This window comes from Actomonas aquatica (genome assembly GCF_019679435.2).
Classification (GTDB): domain Bacteria; phylum Verrucomicrobiota; class Verrucomicrobiia; order Opitutales; family Opitutaceae; genus Actomonas; species Actomonas aquatica.
On record NZ_CP139781.1, the window covers coordinates 1 to 16,909 of the forward strand.

General features: G+C 61.2%; 17 protein-coding genes. 13 read left to right on the forward strand and 4 right to left on the reverse strand.

Features of this window, described 5'->3' with window-relative positions; genetic code table 11:
• Positions 1-8: 8 nt before the first annotated feature.
• The 8 genes from K1X11_RS00005 to K1X11_RS00040 all read left to right on the forward strand — a co-directional run bounded on the left by K1X11_RS00005 (position 9) and on the right by K1X11_RS00040 (position 4,578).
• Positions 9-428: a DUF2262 domain-containing protein gene (locus K1X11_RS00005; RefSeq protein WP_221029186.1), complete on the forward strand. Its 420-nt coding sequence runs from the start codon at positions 9-11 to the stop codon at positions 426-428.
• 437 nt (positions 429-865) lie between these two features.
• Positions 866-1,408, forward strand: a complete 543-nt coding sequence (locus K1X11_RS00010) for a hypothetical protein (protein WP_221029185.1) — start codon at positions 866-868, stop codon at positions 1,406-1,408.
• Positions 1,409-1,432: 24 nt separating this feature from the next.
• Complete coding sequence (locus tag K1X11_RS00015) at positions 1,433-2,308, forward strand: hypothetical protein (protein WP_221029184.1); 876 nt, start codon at positions 1,433-1,435, stop codon at positions 2,306-2,308.
• 290 nt (positions 2,309-2,598) lie between these two features.
• Positions 2,599-2,844, forward strand: coding sequence for a DUF6429 family protein (locus K1X11_RS00020; protein WP_221029183.1), 246 nt, complete (start codon positions 2,599-2,601; stop codon positions 2,842-2,844).
• Between the two features lie 175 nt (positions 2,845-3,019).
• Entirely contained in the window at positions 3,020-3,205 is a 186-nt protein-coding gene (locus K1X11_RS00025) for a hypothetical protein (protein WP_221029182.1), read from the forward strand.
• On the forward strand, positions 3,190-3,498 hold the full coding sequence (locus K1X11_RS00030) for a type II toxin-antitoxin system RelE/ParE family toxin (RefSeq protein WP_221029181.1): 309 nt from the start codon (positions 3,190-3,192) through the stop codon (positions 3,496-3,498). The genes K1X11_RS00025 and K1X11_RS00030 overlap by 16 nt, the downstream gene beginning before the upstream one ends.
• Positions 3,499-3,555: 57 nt before the next feature.
• Complete coding sequence (locus tag K1X11_RS00035; RefSeq protein WP_221029180.1) at positions 3,556-3,924, forward strand: hypothetical protein; 369 nt, start codon at positions 3,556-3,558, stop codon at positions 3,922-3,924.
• Between the two features lie 30 nt (positions 3,925-3,954).
• Positions 3,955-4,578: an alpha/beta fold hydrolase gene (locus tag K1X11_RS00040; protein WP_225919222.1), complete on the forward strand. Its 624-nt coding sequence runs from the start codon at positions 3,955-3,957 to the stop codon at positions 4,576-4,578.
• Positions 4,579-4,907: 329 nt separating this feature from the next.
• Here the strand turns inward: K1X11_RS00040 and K1X11_RS00045 are convergent, their stop codons facing one another.
• Complete coding sequence (locus tag K1X11_RS00045; RefSeq protein WP_221029178.1) at positions 4,908-7,082, reverse strand: ATPase, T2SS/T4P/T4SS family; 2,175 nt, start codon at positions 7,080-7,082, stop codon at positions 4,908-4,910.
• Between the two features lie 113 nt (positions 7,083-7,195).
• Between K1X11_RS00045 and K1X11_RS00050 the strand changes: the two genes are divergently transcribed.
• The 4 genes from K1X11_RS00050 to pgl all read left to right on the forward strand — a co-directional run bounded on the left by K1X11_RS00050 (position 7,196) and on the right by pgl (position 11,108).
• Positions 7,196-7,600 carry a YraN family protein gene (locus K1X11_RS00050; protein WP_225919221.1) on the forward strand — a complete coding sequence of 135 codons (405 nt, stop codon included), beginning with the start codon at positions 7,196-7,198 and terminating at the stop codon, positions 7,598-7,600.
• 91 nt (positions 7,601-7,691) lie between these two features.
• The gene (zwf, locus tag K1X11_RS00055) at positions 7,692-9,224 is read left to right on the forward strand and encodes a glucose-6-phosphate dehydrogenase (protein WP_225919220.1); all 1,533 of its coding nucleotides are present in this window, start codon (positions 7,692-7,694) and stop codon (positions 9,222-9,224) included.
• 19 nt (positions 9,225-9,243) lie between these two features.
• Complete coding sequence (locus K1X11_RS00060; protein WP_221029177.1) at positions 9,244-10,233, forward strand: glucose-6-phosphate dehydrogenase assembly protein OpcA; 990 nt, start codon at positions 9,244-9,246, stop codon at positions 10,231-10,233.
• Between the two features lie 140 nt (positions 10,234-10,373).
• Positions 10,374-11,108, forward strand: a complete 735-nt coding sequence (pgl, locus tag K1X11_RS00065) for a 6-phosphogluconolactonase (protein WP_221029176.1) — start codon at positions 10,374-10,376, stop codon at positions 11,106-11,108.
• Positions 11,109-11,557: 449 nt separating this feature from the next.
• Here pgl and K1X11_RS00070 read toward each other — a convergent pair whose 3' ends face one another.
• From K1X11_RS00070 to K1X11_RS00080, 3 genes are all read right to left on the reverse strand, one after another.
• Entirely contained in the window at positions 11,558-13,237 is a 1,680-nt protein-coding gene (locus tag K1X11_RS00070; protein ID WP_221029175.1) for a GH39 family glycosyl hydrolase, read from the reverse strand.
• A 127-nt stretch (positions 13,238-13,364) separates the two neighbouring features.
• Complete coding sequence (locus K1X11_RS00075) at positions 13,365-15,035, reverse strand: sodium:solute symporter (protein WP_221029174.1); 1,671 nt, start codon at positions 15,033-15,035, stop codon at positions 13,365-13,367.
• 101 nt (positions 15,036-15,136) lie between these two features.
• Entirely contained in the window at positions 15,137-15,940 is an 804-nt protein-coding gene (locus K1X11_RS00080; RefSeq protein WP_221029173.1) for a 3-keto-disaccharide hydrolase, read from the reverse strand.
• Between the two features lie 72 nt (positions 15,941-16,012).
• Between K1X11_RS00080 and K1X11_RS00085 the strand changes: the two genes are divergently transcribed.
• Positions 16,013-16,765, forward strand: coding sequence for a tRNA-uridine aminocarboxypropyltransferase (locus K1X11_RS00085; RefSeq protein WP_221029172.1), 753 nt, complete (start codon positions 16,013-16,015; stop codon positions 16,763-16,765).
• The last annotated feature ends 144 nt before the right edge of the window (positions 16,766-16,909 follow it).

Genomic DNA, 16,909 nt, shown 5'->3' on the forward strand with positions numbered 1-16,909 from the left:
GCAGAAATATGAAATTCGACCTCCCACGCGATAATGATGCCTTTCGCCAATATACGGGCTGGGATTTCGAGCTATCCCACGAAGGCATTGATTTCCAAGTATCGACGCAGGAAATCGAGGGCATTGCCGAAGAAGATGAACTGTCGCATCTGAAGGAAGTCGTGAGTCGGATTCTCGCGCAGAAAGAGACTGCCGTCGATAAAGCCGCCGATGGCTACTTCGAGTCGTTTCTAACGAAATGGAACCGCGACGAGCCTATTTCGCGCGAAGAGTTTAAGGCACGGCTCCGCCCAGGCACTATTTCGATTGGGAGTGATCGCAGCGTGTCGCTGGAGCTTGAAGATGAGCACGATATGTTTTGGGGGCACGCTATTGTCGTGCACTTTGATCGTAATCTACAGATCCATGATACCGAACTAGCCGGATGAAAAAGACGGAGCCCAACCAGTCGCTACAGAGAACCTCCACAGCTGTCACGGATCGTGCTGCGCACGCTCCGCGCCAGCCGCTCCGGTCTCTGAGCTGAAACGATGGGCGAATAAGGTGATGCGAACGGTTGCTCAAATTCTGATTACGGTGCTCGTTCTCTTGCTCGCCATGAAGCTCGCGTGGCATGTGCAGCATGCTCTTCGGAGCGGCGTCGCCGTTGCGAACGGTCTGCGCGAATACAAAAGAAAGAAGAGGCCATTCGTATATTGGACGGCAGTCTCAGCCCAGGCCGCCATGTCGATTCTTTTGCTCTACTCCGTCGTATTGAGTATCGGGAGGATCATCCGATGAAAAAAGAGCCCATCCACCCACCGCAGCCAACGCATGTCAGCTCCGCTGACATGCGCGGCTGAGTTCAGACGATGGGCGAACTAGAATGCGTGCTATCATCACAGTCCTTTGCGCTGCACTGTTTTTAAGCGGGTGTGCAAAGTCCGATGACCAAGATACCGTTCTCGGCTTTGCCTGTGGTGACATTTCTTCCGAAGTTTCCATCGTCGCGGTTGATGGTGAGAATTTTGAGCCGCTCGAAGGGGTGAAGATCACTTTCTACGACAAATACGCTATTGTTCAGCTTAGGCTCATCGAGGCCTTGCAGAGTCGCGGGAGCACCGATCTTCCAGAGCGTCCGATAGGCCGCGTAGTCGCTACCGACTCGGATGGTCACGCAGACCTCAAGTGCACGTTCGGATTCTCTGATCTGACCATGACCTCAGGCCGGAAGAAGACTGAGATCATTCCCGACGGCATGATCCGAGTGGAGCGCATTGGCTACGTCTCATTGCTCATTTCTTCGGACCAGCTATTCCCTAACGCTCCCTATGATGAGATGCCGCAATCCGCTAGGATCACACTCGAAAAAGAGCCCATCCAGCCACTGCAGCCAACGACCGACAGGTCCGCTGTCAGTCGCGGCTGAGTTCAATCGTCAAAAATAGAAAAGATGCCTTTCGATCGCTGGAAACCTGTTAATCAATATTCGCTAGCGTGGCGCTTGTTTCAGCGCCACCACACCCACTTCAATCGTATTTTTTGGTCCGACCAAGCAGCGAGAAGAAGAGTATACACTTTCACGCGAGGGAAAGTTAAGTCCATCCCAGCCAAAGATATCTTTCCATTAGATGAACACCCCCGCGCACTTCTTGAAAATCTAGGCGAATGGTCACAGAACTATAATGCATTTGATCGCTGGGCTCGAATTGCCGCAGTCGCGGCATTAACAGGTTACCTCGAAACATTCATATCACAGCTGGCATACGCTGCTCTTGAGTCTTGTCCCGCACTCCTAGTTGGAGGTTCACGAGAAATTGACGGTGTTATTCATCTAAAGAATAATACCTTCCCAGAGCTAGAACGGGCAGTTTCACCTCTCGTTAGGGGTGAATGGTCTTCTCGCTGTTCAGCTTATGCTACACTATTCGGATCATGTGGCTTCACAGCCCACATTTCGACTCTGGAGGAAATGCGAAACTTAAGAAATGACGCCAGTCATTCATTTGGAAGGCCGATTGCATCTATGCGCATGGCAGAAAAATATTTAGTCGAGCGCATCGATAAAATATCAGACGCTCGAATCCAAGGCTTTCTTGGGGCTGTTGAGTCCGTCGCAAAATCCATAGAAAAAGATATCACCCATAGGTTTGTAGGTGCCTACGAATCCATGCGTATATATCACAATTGGCCTAGAAAGAATGATTTCAGTGGATATAGCCTCAAATCAGTAGCGATGGATTTTGGGGGCTATTACCAAGAAGTTACCAGCTACGGAATACCTAAATATGTAGGCGTTTCTCTAATTCAGCATTACCAGAAACTATGAAGAAGCCGAACCAGGCACCAGAGCCAACGACCATGCTTGTCACGTTCCGTGCTGCCGCACGGCCAGCGCCAAGAGCGGTCGCAGCTCGCCTTTTACGTTGAGACTGTCGAAGCCCCCCGTTTGTCGGAAATTTTTTGATACACGGTTGGCCTGATAAATGATGGGGCGTGCACATCATGGCGAAGTATAAACCTTACGACTACGCGCAGACGATGTCGCTGGCCGGGGACACTGGAACGGGTAGGGACTGGAAAGATGCTTAAGTTTGGGTTAAGCACCGGTCCATTCCTATGAAGCACGATACGGACAAGATTGATGAAGACGTTTTGGCGCTGCTGTTCCTGACTGCTCATCGCGAGCGAGATGGTTACCCGTGGCGGACGTGGAAAGGGCACGACTGGGAGGTAATGGACCGCCTTTGCGAAAAGGGCTTCATCTCTGACCCTCACGGTAAAGCGAAGTCCGTGGTCTTCACCGAGGAGGGCTTTGCCAAAGCCCAACAGTTGTTCGAAGCGAAATACACGAAACCGGAGTAAGCTTCATCGTGCAGTTGCAGTGTCCTCGACGTCGGGATGCTCAAATGGGGCTACATTCTGTTTTCGAAGCCGGCATTTCAGTGGCAGACCCGGTTGGCGGTTCATCATTCCATCGGCCGAGTTCCTCGTTGGACGGAGGCTTGCTCCGTTGCCGTCATTGGTTATCGATCACGCCATGAGTAACAAGGAACTCGTATCCGATCTCCTGACGCGGCTGCCTGATGATGTTTCGCTGCAGGAGATTGCGCGGGAAGTGGAGTTCATTGCGGGCGTGCGCGAGGGCATGGCTCAGCTTGAACGCGGCGAAGGCGTTGAGATCGATCAGGTCGAAAAAATGATCGGGTCATGGATTACAAAGTAGTCCTCTCTCCCCGTGCGATCGAAGACCTGAGAGATATCGTGCTCTACATTTCCCCTGATCGGCCCGAGACGGCTCGTCGCTTGGGACTGGCGCTCGTCGAGAAGACCAAAACCCTGGCGCAGTTTCCGTTGTCCGGTCGCATCGTTCCGGAGTTTGGCGACTCTACCATTCGGGAACTGATTTTGAGGCCCTATCGAATCGTCTATTGTGTCGATGCGCGGTCCGCGGTGGTGGGTGTCGCTCGATTTTGGCATGGCGCGCGCGAGGAAATCGGCAACGAGGATATGGGATAGTCAGCCGTTCGCCGAGAGCCGGTAAGGTTATCAACAGACTGCTTTGGAGAGACGCTTATGATGAATTTTCTTTGGGATCTAGGGCAGGAGGGGCGGATTCGCGGTGCGGAGAAGCAAGCGGCGCGGGCCGAAAATAAGACGATCGATTTGGCCAGTGGGGCGGGGTCGGTGCAACGACGCCTCGATGTGATGACGCTCGCTAACCAGGCGCTGTTTGAGATCTTGCGCGACCGACTCGGGATATCCGAGGAGGAGGTGCTTTACCGGATGGCGGAGATCGATGCTCGGGATGGGAAGAAAGACGGGAAAATCGCACCTCGGGTGGTTTCATGCCGGCGTTGCGGACGAAAAGTCAGCACGGCGCGACAGCATTGCATGTATTGCGCCGAGGTGGTCGTGGAGGGGCACCTCTACGAGAAGAGCTGAGGCCTGAGGCGACGCGGACGGTTTTCTCCTATGGTGACCTATGTTCTTCCCGGGATGGGTGCGGATCAGCGGATGTATGCGGGGGCATGGCATCGGCTGCCGCAGGTGCGATTTCTCGATTGGCCGAAGGAATCCACGGCGTCGTCGCTGGCTGAGTTGGCGGTGGAGGTGATCGCGATGGCCGGCATTGAAGATGGCGCGGTGGTGGTCGGCTCGTCGCTCGGAGGAATGGTGGCGGCGGAGATCGCCAAGCGGCGGAGTCTGCAGCGGCTTATTCTCGTGGGCAGTGCGCTGCAGAAGGAGGAGGTGAGCGCTCTGCTGCGGCTGCTTCACCCGCTGGTCGGCCTCGCGCCGCTTTCCTTTGTGCAGCGGGCGGGTGGGAAGCTGCCGTCCGAGTTGTGCACGATGTTTAGCGAGGCGGATGCGGCGTTTATCCGGAACATGTGTCGGGCGGTTTTTGCGTGGGAGGGATTGGATCACGCAAATGTGCCCGTTTCACGGATACATGGCCGTTTCGATCGCGTCATTCCGCCGCCGAAGGACGCTACGTTGCTCGATGGTGGGCATTTGATCGCGATGACGCACGCCGACGCCTGCGTGGAGTTTATTGAACGGGAGCTCGGGGCTCGCTGGGACGAGGGATGTCGGGCGTGAAGCCCGACCCACAGATGATGGGGAAGCGCCGACCCACAGATTGGTTTCTGTGTTTCAATATGGCCGGGCTTTCCTCGCGACGAGCCTTGCTGTAGCCGGTCGCGGTGAGGCCGGCCCTGGGTCAATGATCTTCGCCGAGTCTTCGGCGCGCGGGGACGAGGGATGTCGGGCGTGAAGCCCGACCCACAGATTGGTGGAGACGCGGGTTAGCGCAGTGGAGCGCGGTAGTAGTAGCCGATTCCGTGATCCTGCTTCGGGCCACGCTTTCACCTCCGGCTCAAGCGCAGCTACATAGGCTAGGCCTTCGGTGTGTATCCGTGGTCCTTGCCTCAGGTGATGAGGTCGGGGGGGACGTTGGCGAGGGCTTCTTCGATGGTGGTGATGCCTTCCTTGACCTTGAGCATCGAATCCTGGTGGAGCGTCTTCATGCCGTTGCGCATGGCGATGCGCTTCAATTCGGCCACTTCGATTTCCTTGTTGATGCCGGCGGTGAGCTCCTCGGAGTTGACCATCAGTTCGTGGATGCCGACGCGGCCTTTGTAGCCGAGGCCACCGCAGGTGGGGCAGCCTTGGGGGTTGGCTTTGTAGATCTGGCCCGTCCAGCCGATGGCCTTTTCCATGAGCATCTTTTCGCGGCCCTCCGGCTCGTAGGGCACCTTGCAGTTTTTGCAGACGCGGCGCATGAGGCGCTGGGCGCAGACGCAGAGCAGGGAGGCGGAAACGTTGAAGGGTTCGACGCCCATTTCGCCCAGACGGGAGACGGTGGAGGGCGCGTCGTTGGTGTGCAGGGTGGAGACCAACAAGTGACCGGTGAGGGCGGCTTCGACGGCGATGCCGGCGGTCTCTTCGTCACGAATCTCACCGACGAGGATCACGTCGGGGTCCATACGCAGGTAACAGCGCAGGGCGCGGGCAAAGGTGAGCCCGATCTGGCGGTTCATTTGCATCTGGTTCAGGCCGGGCAGGGTGTATTCGATGGGGTCCTCGGCGGTCTGGATGTTGATGTCGGGCGCGTTGATTTCGGCGAGGGCCGAGTAGAGGGTCATCGACTTACCGGAGCCGGTCGGGCCGCAGTGCAGGATCATGCCGTAGGGCTGCTGGATGCACTTGCGGTATTTCTCGAGGTTCTCCTCGGAGAAGCCGAGCGCCGGGAGGGGCAGGGTGGTCTTCTGCTTGTCGAGGATACGCATGACGACCTTCTCGCCGTGGTTCATCGGACCGGTGGCGACGCGCAGGTCGATATCGATGTTCTTCTTGGTGTATTTCTTGAAGACGATACGGCCGTCCTGCGGCAGGCGACGCTCGGCGATGTCGAGGTTGCACATGATCTTCAGGCGGGTGCAGAGCGCGTTGGCGACTTTGGTCGGCAGGCGCAGCTTTTCGGCGCAGAGACCGTCGATGCGGTAGCGGACGATGAGGTCCTTTTCCTGCGGCTCGATGTGAATGTCGGAGGCACCGGAGATGTAGGCGTCTTCGATGATGCGATTGGCGAGCTGGACGATGGGGCCGGACTCTTCGTTTTCGAGGTCTTCGGCGCTGACTTCGCCGCCTTCGCCTTCGCCGTAGGCGGTGCTGATGACGTCGGCGACGCCGGAGATGTCGACGTCGCTCTCGGTGGTGGGGGCCTTTTTGAAGAGTTTGCCGAGGAGTTCTTCGATGAAGGTGGCGGAGGCGACCTGGACTTCCTCGATGTGCAGCTCGGTCGCCATCTGGAACGCGTCGCGTTTGGCGTAGTCGAGCGGGTTGCTCATCAGGACCGCGACGGAGTTGGGCGAGAGTTGTTTGTGCGGGAAGATGCCCTCGCGGCGGATGATGGCATCGCCGACGACCTCGACCAGCTTCTCGTCGATCTCGATCTGGTTGGCGTCGGTGACGAGCGGGGTGTCGGTGAGGCGGGCGATGAACTTGGCGGTATCGTCGGCGCTGAGCTGGAACTTGGGGTCCAGCATGCGCTGGATGAGGGTGGCGGAGTATTCGGCGACCTCGACGAGGAGTTTGAGGTCGTTCTCGGTGAACTGGCCGTCGGTGCCGGCGGTGGGTTCTTTGTTGAGGACCTGGATGGCACCGATGTTCACGCTGCCGGCTTTTAGCGGGACGGTGAGCATGGAGCGCACGTCGAAGCCGGTGTTCATCTTCTTAAGCGACTCGGCGTCGGGGCCGTCGGCGTTGAAGAAGAGGGGCGTGCCGGACTCGATGACGGCGCCGACGTTGCCGGTGCCGAGGGGGAGGCGCAGCTCGAGCAGCTTTTCGGCGGTTTGGCGGAAGGTTTCCTCCTTGCTGGGTTCGTCTTTCCAGAGGGTGGGGGAGTAGAAAACGTGGCGGAAAGCGATGTCGTTGCCCTCGACCAGGTAGAGCGTCATCGACTGGGCTTGGAGGGCTTCGACGACCTTGGTGGAGGTGAGTTCGATGACGGAGGTGACGTCCTCGCGGCTGGGCGCGGGTTTTGCGATCACCTTGATCAACAGCGAGCGCCGCAGGGCGCCGGCAACGTTGGGAGCGGCCATGAGAAATGTGCTGGGTAAGAGGGCGGAGTAGTTGTGCGGATGCGGCTCGCCTTGGGGGCGTTTTCCTTACACCCGTTGTGACTAGGATGCTGAGAGCGTTGTTGTTTAACTGGTTGAGTCAACGCCGCGTGGGGGGCAACCGAGGCGAAGCGGGGGAGCGGCGCGCCGAGGTGTTTTTGGTCAAAGAGCGCGGGATGAAGCTGGTGGCGCGCAACTGGCGGAACCCGCGGGACCGGCGCGAGGAAATCGACCTTGTGATGCGCGACGGCGAGGTGTTGGTGTTTGTGGAGGTGAAGGCGCGGTCGGATCTGGCGCGGGTGCCGGGCCTGTATGCCATCGACAAGCGCAAACGGGCCGTCCTGCGCCGCGCCATTCGCGCCTACCTGTGGCACCTGCGGGAAGAGCCGCACACCCATCGCTTCGATGTGGTGGAGCTGGCCTGTCCGGATGGCGAAGACATGACGGCGGCGACGGTGCGGCACTTCGAGAATGTGCGGCTGGATCGGCCTATTCGCTGACAATCAGAAATAACCGTCATGGGTGAGCCCTCCAGAATGTAGGCTTCGGCCTTGCTAGGGCCGGACTTTGGCATGTCTTCATTCAATACTTATGGCTGATTCTTCCCGCCATCCCTTTCTTCAAGGCTTGAGCAAGCACCGCGGCGCCCCGCCGACCGCGGTCGTGATTTTTGGCGCCTCTGGCGACCTCACCAAACGCAAGCTCATCCCTGCCGTCTACAACTTGGCCGCCGACAATCTGCTGCCGCCGGATTTCCACCTCATCGGTTATGGTCGCAAGGAGATCGCCCACGAGGCGTTCCGCGAGCTGGCCGCCGAGGCGATAAAGGAATTCTCCCGGCGCGAGCTGAGCGACGACGTCTGGGACCGCATCGCCGAGCGCACCACCTACGTGGCCGGCGGTTACGACGACCCGGAGGCCTTCAAGCGCCTCGCCGCGCATCTCGAGGAGATCGAAAAGAAGGTCGGCCGCGACGTGCAGCCGCTGTTCTACATCTCCACGCCGCCGTCGGTTTTCGCGCCGATTTTGGAGGGGCTCGGCTCCTGCGGTCTGGCCCGCAAGCACCTCGACACGGCCCATCACGCCAAGGTGATCATCGAGAAACCCTTTGGCCGTGACCTGGAGTCGGCCCGCGAGCTCAACCGCACCATCCGCGGCGTGTTCGAGGAGCATCAGGTGTATCGCATCGACCACTACCTCGGCAAAGAGACGGTGCAGGACCTCCTGGTGCAGCGTTTCGCCAACGCCATTTTTGAGCCGCTGTGGAATCGCAACTACATCGACAACGTGCAGATCACCGTGGCCGAAGAGGTCGGGGTGGGCACGCGTGGCGGTTATTACGAGCAGAGCGGTGCGCTCCGCGACATGATCCAGAACCACACCATGCAGCTGCTCGCGCTCACCGCGATGGAGCCGCCGGTGTCACTCGACGCGGAGGCCATTCGCGACGAGAAGGTGAAGCTGTTGCGCGCCATTCAGCCCCTCGACGTCAAACCGGGTGGCGACGTGGTTCGCGCTCAATACGGCGAGGGCATGATGGGCGGCAAACCCGTGCCGGGTTACCTGCAGGAAGAGGGCATCGCGCCGGACTCCGCCACCGAGACCTACGCGGGCATTCGCCTCTCGATCAACAACTGGCGCTGGCAGGGCGTGCCCTTCTACCTGCGCTCCGGCAAACGTATGGCGCGTCGCGTCACCGAGATCGCGGTGCAGTTTAAGCGTCCGCCGGGCACCTTGTTTGCCGGCGGCGGTTTCGACGTCGCGGCCAACACGTTGTCGTTCCAGATCCAGCCCGACGAAGGGTTGAGCATGATCCTCAACGGCAAGGTTCCCGGGCTCGAGACCCGCATGCAGCCGGTGAAAATGAACTTCCGCTACAGCACGACTTTTGGCTCCAACACGCCGGAGGCCTACGAACGCCTGGTGCTCGATGCCATGATCGGTGACGGCACGCTCTTCATCCGCGGCGACGAAGCGGAAACCTCCTGGAAGCTTTACACGCCGGTGCTGGAAGCTTGGCACGGCAGCCGCAGCGGTATGGACACCTATGCCGCCGGCTCCTGGGGCCCGTCGAATGCCGACGCCATGCTCGCCGCCCAGAAGCACATCTGGCGCAAGCCCTGAACCGCGGAGGCGCCCAGCCATGTCCCAGGTATTTGAATCCCTCCCCGGAGCCGAGGTCTCGGTCAGCGACATCAAACACAGCCTCAACAAGCTGTGGGAAGACGCCACCAAGACCGGCAGCGCCGCGCCTGCGCCCAATACGGTGCGGGCCATGCAGATGAATTTTGTGCTGCACTTCGGTTTCGCCACCGATCCGGACGACGCCCTCGCGCAGTTCGAGACCATCAAAAAATTTGCCCGGCGCTACCCGTGCCGCGTGGTCGTGCTTTGCCCGCTCAAAGAAGACGACGGCGTCGAAGAGATGCGCGCCAAGGTTTACGGCGAGTGTTTCCTCGGCAAATCCAAGAGCGACACGCGTTGCGTCGAGTTCGTGATGCTGAGCTATCCGCTCAAGCTGCGACGGTTTCTGGAGAGCCAGGTTTCGGTCTGCCTCTCCACCGATCTGCCGCTCTATTACTGGGCGCATCGCTTTTCCGACAGCAACCGACTGGCCGACTACCAGTTCATGCTGCAGCACGCCAAGCGCGTCATTTTCGACACGGCCATCGTGCCGGCCGACGCCATGTCCTACCCGTGGCCGAAACCGGAGGCGATCCGCGATCTGGTGCATGCCCGCCTGCTGCCGGTGCGGCAGTCGCTCGGGCAATTCCTGTCGGGCTTCGAACCCGCCAAGCTGGTCGAAGGCCTGCAACAGGTGCGGTTGTATCATAAAGCCAAATACGGCCCGGAAGCCCGCGTGCTGCTGGCTTGGTTGCGCGAGCGCCTCGAGCGCTGCGGCCTGGAAGGTGAGTTCGACGGTGTCATCACGCCGAGCGAAGCCGTCGGCATCGACGACTTCGCCGTGGAGTTCCGCTACACCGGCGGTGAGCGCTGCTTTAAATGGCGCGCTGACATCGCGAAAAACCACGCCGAGTTTGCCGCCGATATGGGGGGCGGACGCGTGGATCTCACCACGGCCATGCACCTGCTCGAACCCTCGGCCGCGATGGCCGAAGCGGTGTTTTTCTAAACGCATTTTGTTGAACCACGAATGGACACGAAAGGCTCCACTACCGTTTCGCCGGGTGAGGAGTTGCCTTTCGGAGTTCTCAACGCGTAGCCGGCAGGCGAAGCTATTCGGGCCATTCGTGGTTAACCTCCCTTGCTTACATGACTGAGAAACAGACAGATTACGGCCGGTTGCTGATCGGCGAGAAAATGGAATTGTTCGCCGAGGCCGTGCGCCTCGCGGTCGCGCAAAAAGAGGCGAGCGAGAGCACGAACTTCACCTGGGCCTTCACTGGTGGTTCCACGCCGCAGGCTTGGTATCAGTGGGCGGCGGAGACCGATGCCATTCCGGCAGAGGTGCTCGCGTCGACGCACTTCACGGTGAGTGACGAACGCTGCGTGCCGCTCAACAGCGACGAGAGCAATTTCGGCAACGCCGAGCGCAAACTGCTCGCGCCGAAGAGCGTGCCGGTGGAGCACCGTCATCCGTGGGTCGTGGCTTACGAACCCGAAAAGGCGGCCGAGGCCTACCGCCGCACCATGCAGCTGCTCAACCCGCCGGGCAAAGCCTACGATGTGTGTTTCCTCGGCATGGGCGACGACGCGCACACGGCGTCGTTTTTCCCGGGCAGCGAATTGCTGAAGTCGGACGGCAGTGTGTTTTTCGCCGCGGTCGACACCCCACAAAAAGGCTGGCGCCTCACCATCACCCCCACGGGCCTGCAGGCCTGCGGCCTGATCGTGGTCATGACGCTGGGCGCGGGCAAAGCCGAGGCGCTGAAGCGCGTGTTGGAAGGCGACGACGCGTTGCTCGATGCGCCTTCGAAGATTTTGAAGACCTGCGCCGACAAGGTCGTGTGGTTGGTCGACGAAGCGGCAGCGAGTCAGCTGAGCTGAGTTGCGCTGAACGAGCCTGACGTGGACCGGCCTCACCGAGGCCGGCTACAGCATTTGCCTCGGTAAATGCCAATGCCGGCTGAAGCCGGCGCTACGGGGTGTCGGTGTGGGGCGAATGTCGGGCGTGAAGCCCGAGCCACAGGTGAGTTGCGGTGCTTTGCCGTGGGTCGGGCTTTACGCCCGACTGCGTTGTTTACGCTTGGTCGGTCGTAGCGGCGGCTTCAGCCGCCGACTCGATTTACGGGCGAAGAATGCCGGCTGAAGCCGGCACTACGGGGTGTCGGGGTGCGGCGAATGTCGGGCGTAAAGCCCCACCCACAGGTGAGTTGCGGTGCTTTGCCGTGGGTCGGGCTTTACGCCCGACGGCGGCGTTTACGCTTGGTCGGTCGTAGCGGCGGCTTCAGCCGCCGACTCGATTTACGGGCGAAGAATGCCGGCTGAAGCCGGCACTACGGGACTTCGACGAGCACGACGCTTTGCGGGGCGAGGGTGAGGGTTACGCTGCCGTCCGCGGCGAGGCGTAGGTTTTCACTGGTGAGCTGCGAGGCGGCGTGGAGGGCGGCGATCTGCGCGGGCGTCGGCTCCTGCGGTTCCCCCATTTCGCGCCAAGTCGTGTAGGCGTTGGCGTGGGTGGCGTCGATGCGTTGGGCGGTGGCGTAGAGGGGAGCCGTGCCGCCGGTCCAGACGAGGCGCACAGTGGCGCTTTGGTCGTCGGTATCGATGTCGTGGAAGTTCCACAGGAGCACCTGGCCGGAGGTCGTGGCGACGGCACCGACGTCGGGTCGCCCCCGCACGCTGTCGGCGATGATCTGAGCGGTGCTGAGCATGTCTGGATTGTCGACGCGCACGCGTTCACCCTCGAGTTGGGCGAAGAGGCGGAAGGCGTTCAGCACGGGCAGGGCGACCTCGTTGGTGGTGAAGGCGCGCAGGCCGTTGAACCACGGTTGATCGTGGAAGGTGAAGGCCCAGCTGACGGCGCCTTCGAGGCGCACGCCGTGCTCGGCCATCAGGTCCTGTTTGCGCATGAAGGCGGCCGCGCTGTAGGCGGCGAATTGCGAGGTGCGGCGGTAGTCGCGCTCGGGATCGAGGGTGGCGGGGCAACCGGCGCAGCCTTCGGGGTCGGATTCGCCGATGTAGACCGGCAGGTCTTTGTATTCGGGAAACGACGCGATGATGCGGGCGTAGGTGTCGATGGTCTTGAGCTGGTTGCGCAGGTTCATCTCCACGCGGCCCTGCTCGTCGAGGCGGGTGGTGCCTTTGGCGTGGAAGGCAATGAAGTCGAGCGGCGCGCCGATTTCGCCGGTGGCGGCGTTGAGGCCGGAGCGGCAGTGTTCGAGGAAGGCCTCCATAAACACATCGCCGTTTTTCCACCCCGGGTCGGTGACGTGAGGACCACCTACGCGGGCTTGGGGCAGGACCGATTTCACACCGGCGGCGAAGTGATCATAGAGCATGAAGAACTCCTCCATGGTGCCTTTGAAGTAGGGCGACTCGGGTTCGTTCCAAGGTTCCCACAACCAGGATTCGACGCGTTCACGGCCGTAGCGGTCGACGCTGTGTTGCACCCAGGCGGCGATGAGGTCCTGCCACTTTTGATAGTCCTTGGGCGGATAGAAGGCGCCGCCCGAAACCATGTCCTTGGGCAGGCCGCGCTGGGTGAGTTCCGGCGTGTAGGGCTCGGGTTGCGAGGAGAGATCGCGCGGCATGAAGCCGGCTTGGACGAAGGGCTCGGTGTTGTAGCGGGTGAGTTCGTCCATGATCTGGTCCATGATCGTCCAGTCGTAGACCGGATTGCCGGCGGCGTCCTCGGTGTAGGCGTTGGTGCTGGACCATTTGAGTGCGAGGGTGCCGTCGCCGCTGGTGAGCAGGTGGTGGACGCGCACGTGGATGGGCGCGGGGGCGGCGAGGGCGCGGAGTTCGCCGAGGAGGTGTTGGCCTTCCGGGGTGAGGGTGGTGAGGGCCTCGTCGTAACCGAAGTAGTTCCAAATCGGCCGCAGTTCGCCGATGGGTTCGTCGGTGTGGACGGTAAGGGTGGTGACGGGTTGCGCGGCGGCGGGGACAGCGGCCACGACGGTGAATAGTGCAGCGAGAGCGGCCCAGTGGGGTCGCGAACAAAGGGGCAGGGGCATGGTTGGATGGTTGGGGAGGAGGTGGGGCCGATCCAACGCCGCCGGTGCTTACCGTTAGCGGCGGCCGACAAAAAACCCGCGCCGGATGGGGCGCGGGTTGGAGAGGGGAGCGGATGGGGCAGCGCGCTCAGTTCAGCCAGAAGCTGAAGTAGACGTAGATGCCGAGCACCAGCGCGAGCACGAGGATGGAACCCCAGACTTCCGGCGCGCCCCACGAGGCGCGATTCTCGGCGGCCTGTTCCGGGGTGTCGGAGCCGTAGGTGAGGCCAGCGATGGACGCTTCGGGTTGGGCGGGAGCGGTCAGCGACGCTCCGATCACGACCACGATGCTGATCACGAGCAGCCAGCCAGAGGCGTAGAGGAAGTTGAAGGCGCCGATAGCATGGAGCAGGCCGGTATCACCGAAGGCGCCGCCGCCGTCGAGGGCCTGCAGGGTGAGTTTGATCATACCGAGCACGAAGCCGACGGTGAGGCCGACGAAGGCGCCGCGGGCGTTGATGCGCTTGAAGAACAAGCCGAGCAGGAAGACCGCGGTGATGGGCGGAGCGAGGTAGCCCTGCACGCTTTGCAGGTATTGGTAGAGGCCGCCGCCAGAGACCAACTTCATGACCGGAATCCAGATGATACCGGCGATGACCACGAAGCTCGTGGCGACGCGACCGACGCGCACGAGTTCCTTCTCGGAACGGCCGGGGCGCAGCTTGTCGTAGATGTCGACGGTGAAGAGGGTGGCGCAGGAGTTGAAGAGCGAGGCCAGCGAACTCATGAGGGCCGAGAGCAAACCGGCGACCACGATGCCGCGCAGGCCCTGCGGGAGGAGGGAAGCCACCATGGTCGGGAAGACCATGTCGCCATTCACTTCGCCGCCGTCTTTGAGCGGGATGGAGATGATGCCCTTGCTGTGCAGGGCGTAGCCGATCATGCCCGGCACGAGGAAGATGAAGACCGGCAGGACCTTGAGGAAACCGCCGAAGATGGCGCCGCGGCGGGCGTCACGGAGAGACTTCGCGGCGAGGGTGCGTTGCACGATGTATTGGTCGGTGCACCAATACCAGATGCCGATGACGGGCGAGGCGATCATGACGCCGAGCCAGGGGAAATCGGGATCGGAGAGCGGACGCCAGAGGGCGAACTGGGCGGGGTCTTCGCCGAGCACGGCTTTGAGTTCACCCCAGCCGCCGAGCTGTTGCAGACCGAAGATGGTGATGAAGACCGAGCCGAAGAGGAGCAGGCCGGTCTGAGCGACCTCGGTGTAAACCACGGCGCGCAGACCACCGATGACGGTATAGATACCGGTGAGGACGACCGTGGAGAAGGCGCCGACCCAGAAGGCGTTTTCGGGCGAGCCGAAGGTGTCCGGTAGCAGCGTCATGAATACAACGGCGCCGGCGTAGACGGTCACGGATACCTTGGTGAAGACGTAGGCGACCAGCGAGACGATGGACAGCGTCCAGCGGGAGCGGCTGTCGAAGCGACGCTCCAAAAACTCCGGCATGGTGAAGACGTTGGTGCGGTAATAGAACGGCACGAAAATCCAACCCAACATGAGCATAATCCACGCGTGGAGTTCCCAGTGCGCCTGCGCCATACCATTGGCGGCACCGGAGCCGGCGAGACCGACGATGTGTTCGGAGCCGATGTTGGAGGCGAGGAGGGAGCAACCGACGACGAACCACGGGATATTACGTCCGGCGAGGAAGTAGTCGGCAGTGGTCTCCGTCTTGCGGGAGCTATACCAAGCGATGCTGGCGAGCACTACAAAGTAGGCAGCGATGATAATCCAATCGAGTGGGGTCATAGGGGAGGTGGGATAGAAAACGAGGGGAAGGGGCTGCAGAGAAAGGGATCCCCGCAGGCTTGAGGAGCCTGCGCTGGTTCAACCGTTAGACTAGAGCCGCCTCATTTCACGTCGGTGATGGTGCTGACGGGGAGGTCGAGTTCGCGGATCCAGATGTTGCGGTAGGCGACGGGGTTGCCGTGGTCTTGCAGTTTGATGGGCAGACGCGGCACGTGATAGTTGTATTTTGTGAGTCCGCGCCACTGCGTCGGGCCGGCGAGGGGGACGTCGAGTTGGGTGAGCACGCCGTTGTGGAAGACGGTGATGCGGGCGGGCGAGATGAGTTCACCGCCAGCGTCAAAACGCGGGGCGACGAAGATGATGTCGTAGGTGTTCCAGGTGCCGGGGGGCTGGGTGGCGTTCACCAGCGGCGGGTATTGTTTGTAGACCGAGGCGGCCTGTCCGTTCACGTAGGTCGGGTTGTTGTGCGAATCGAGGACCTGCACCTCATAGCGCTCCATGAAGAAGACGCCGCTGTTGCCGCGGCCCTGGCTGTTGCCCTTGATCTCGGACGGGGCGCGCCACTCGAGGTGGAGTTGCACGTCGCCGAAGGCGGCTTTGGTGCGGATGTCGCCGGTCTTGGCCTTCACCACGAGATTGCCATCGATGATGTCCCACGCGGCGGCGGCGCGGGGTTGGCCTTTTTCCTCAGGGGCGTTGGCGGACTCCCAGGCGTCGAGCGAGCTGCCGTCGAAGAGCATGATGGCGTCGGAGGGGACTTCGCCGACTTTCGCGCTCACGAGGGCGGGCTGCGGGGACCAGTATTCCGTCCATTCCGGGGGCGGCAGGCCGTCGTTGGGGGCTTGGGCGAAGAGGCCGGCGGTGAAGGTGAGGAGGAGCGAGCCGAAGCGGCAGGTCTGACGCATAATCGAGTGGCAGATGAGGGTTAGGGGTTGGACGGGTTCGAACAGGCTGTTCTCAATGAACCGATTGCCGCGATGAGTCGAGAGACCTGTTACCGATGTTTTTGGCCCAAGCCCCTTTGCTGGTGCGAGCGCATTACGCCTATCGCAACGGATACGCGTTACGTGTTGCTCATGCACCCGAAAGAGACGCGCACCAAGGCGGGCACGGGGCGGCTGACACACCTGTGTCTGAGCAACAGCGAGATCATCGTGGGTGCGACCTTTGAGCAGCATGAGCGGCTCGACGCGCTGCTGGCCGACGAAGCCAATCACGTGGTGCTGCTCTATCCGGGCAAGGAGGCGGTCAACCTGTCGGTCGCGCCCGCAGGCGATGGCGATAGTGACGGCGGTGGCGCGACCGCCGAGGCCCTGGTGTCGGCGGGCAAACGACTGGTGGTGCTGGTGTTGGACGCGACTTGGTCGTGTGCGCGCAAGATGCTGCGTTTGAGTCCGCGGCTGCAGCGGTTGCCGCGCATCATGTTTACGCCCTCGGCGCCGAGTCGGTTTGTGATCAAGGCGCAGCCGATTGAGGGCTGTCTTTCGACGCTGGAGTCAGTGCACGAGGTCTTGAGCGCGCTGGCCCGGCGCGGACTCGATCACTACGATCGGCCGGAGCAGTTGCTGGAGTTGTTTGCGGCGATGCAGCGTTACCAAATCGAGTGTGCGCAGGACCCGGGTCGCGGCGGGTATCGACGCGGCAACTACAAAGCCCCCGGCGAACGCAAACCGATGAGCGCACGCAGCGTGCAGCGGCGATCGAATTACTTTCGGGTGGGCGAGGGGTAGGCGGCCACGGTGGCGGGGAGTAGCTGCGCTTGAGCCGGAGGCGAAAGCGTGGCCCGAGGGGGGGCGAGCGTCCCGCGAACCGTCCCGCGATCCGCGTTGTCGCTTGGCTCCAACGCGGCTACTTTGAAGGCACCTTTTGATAGA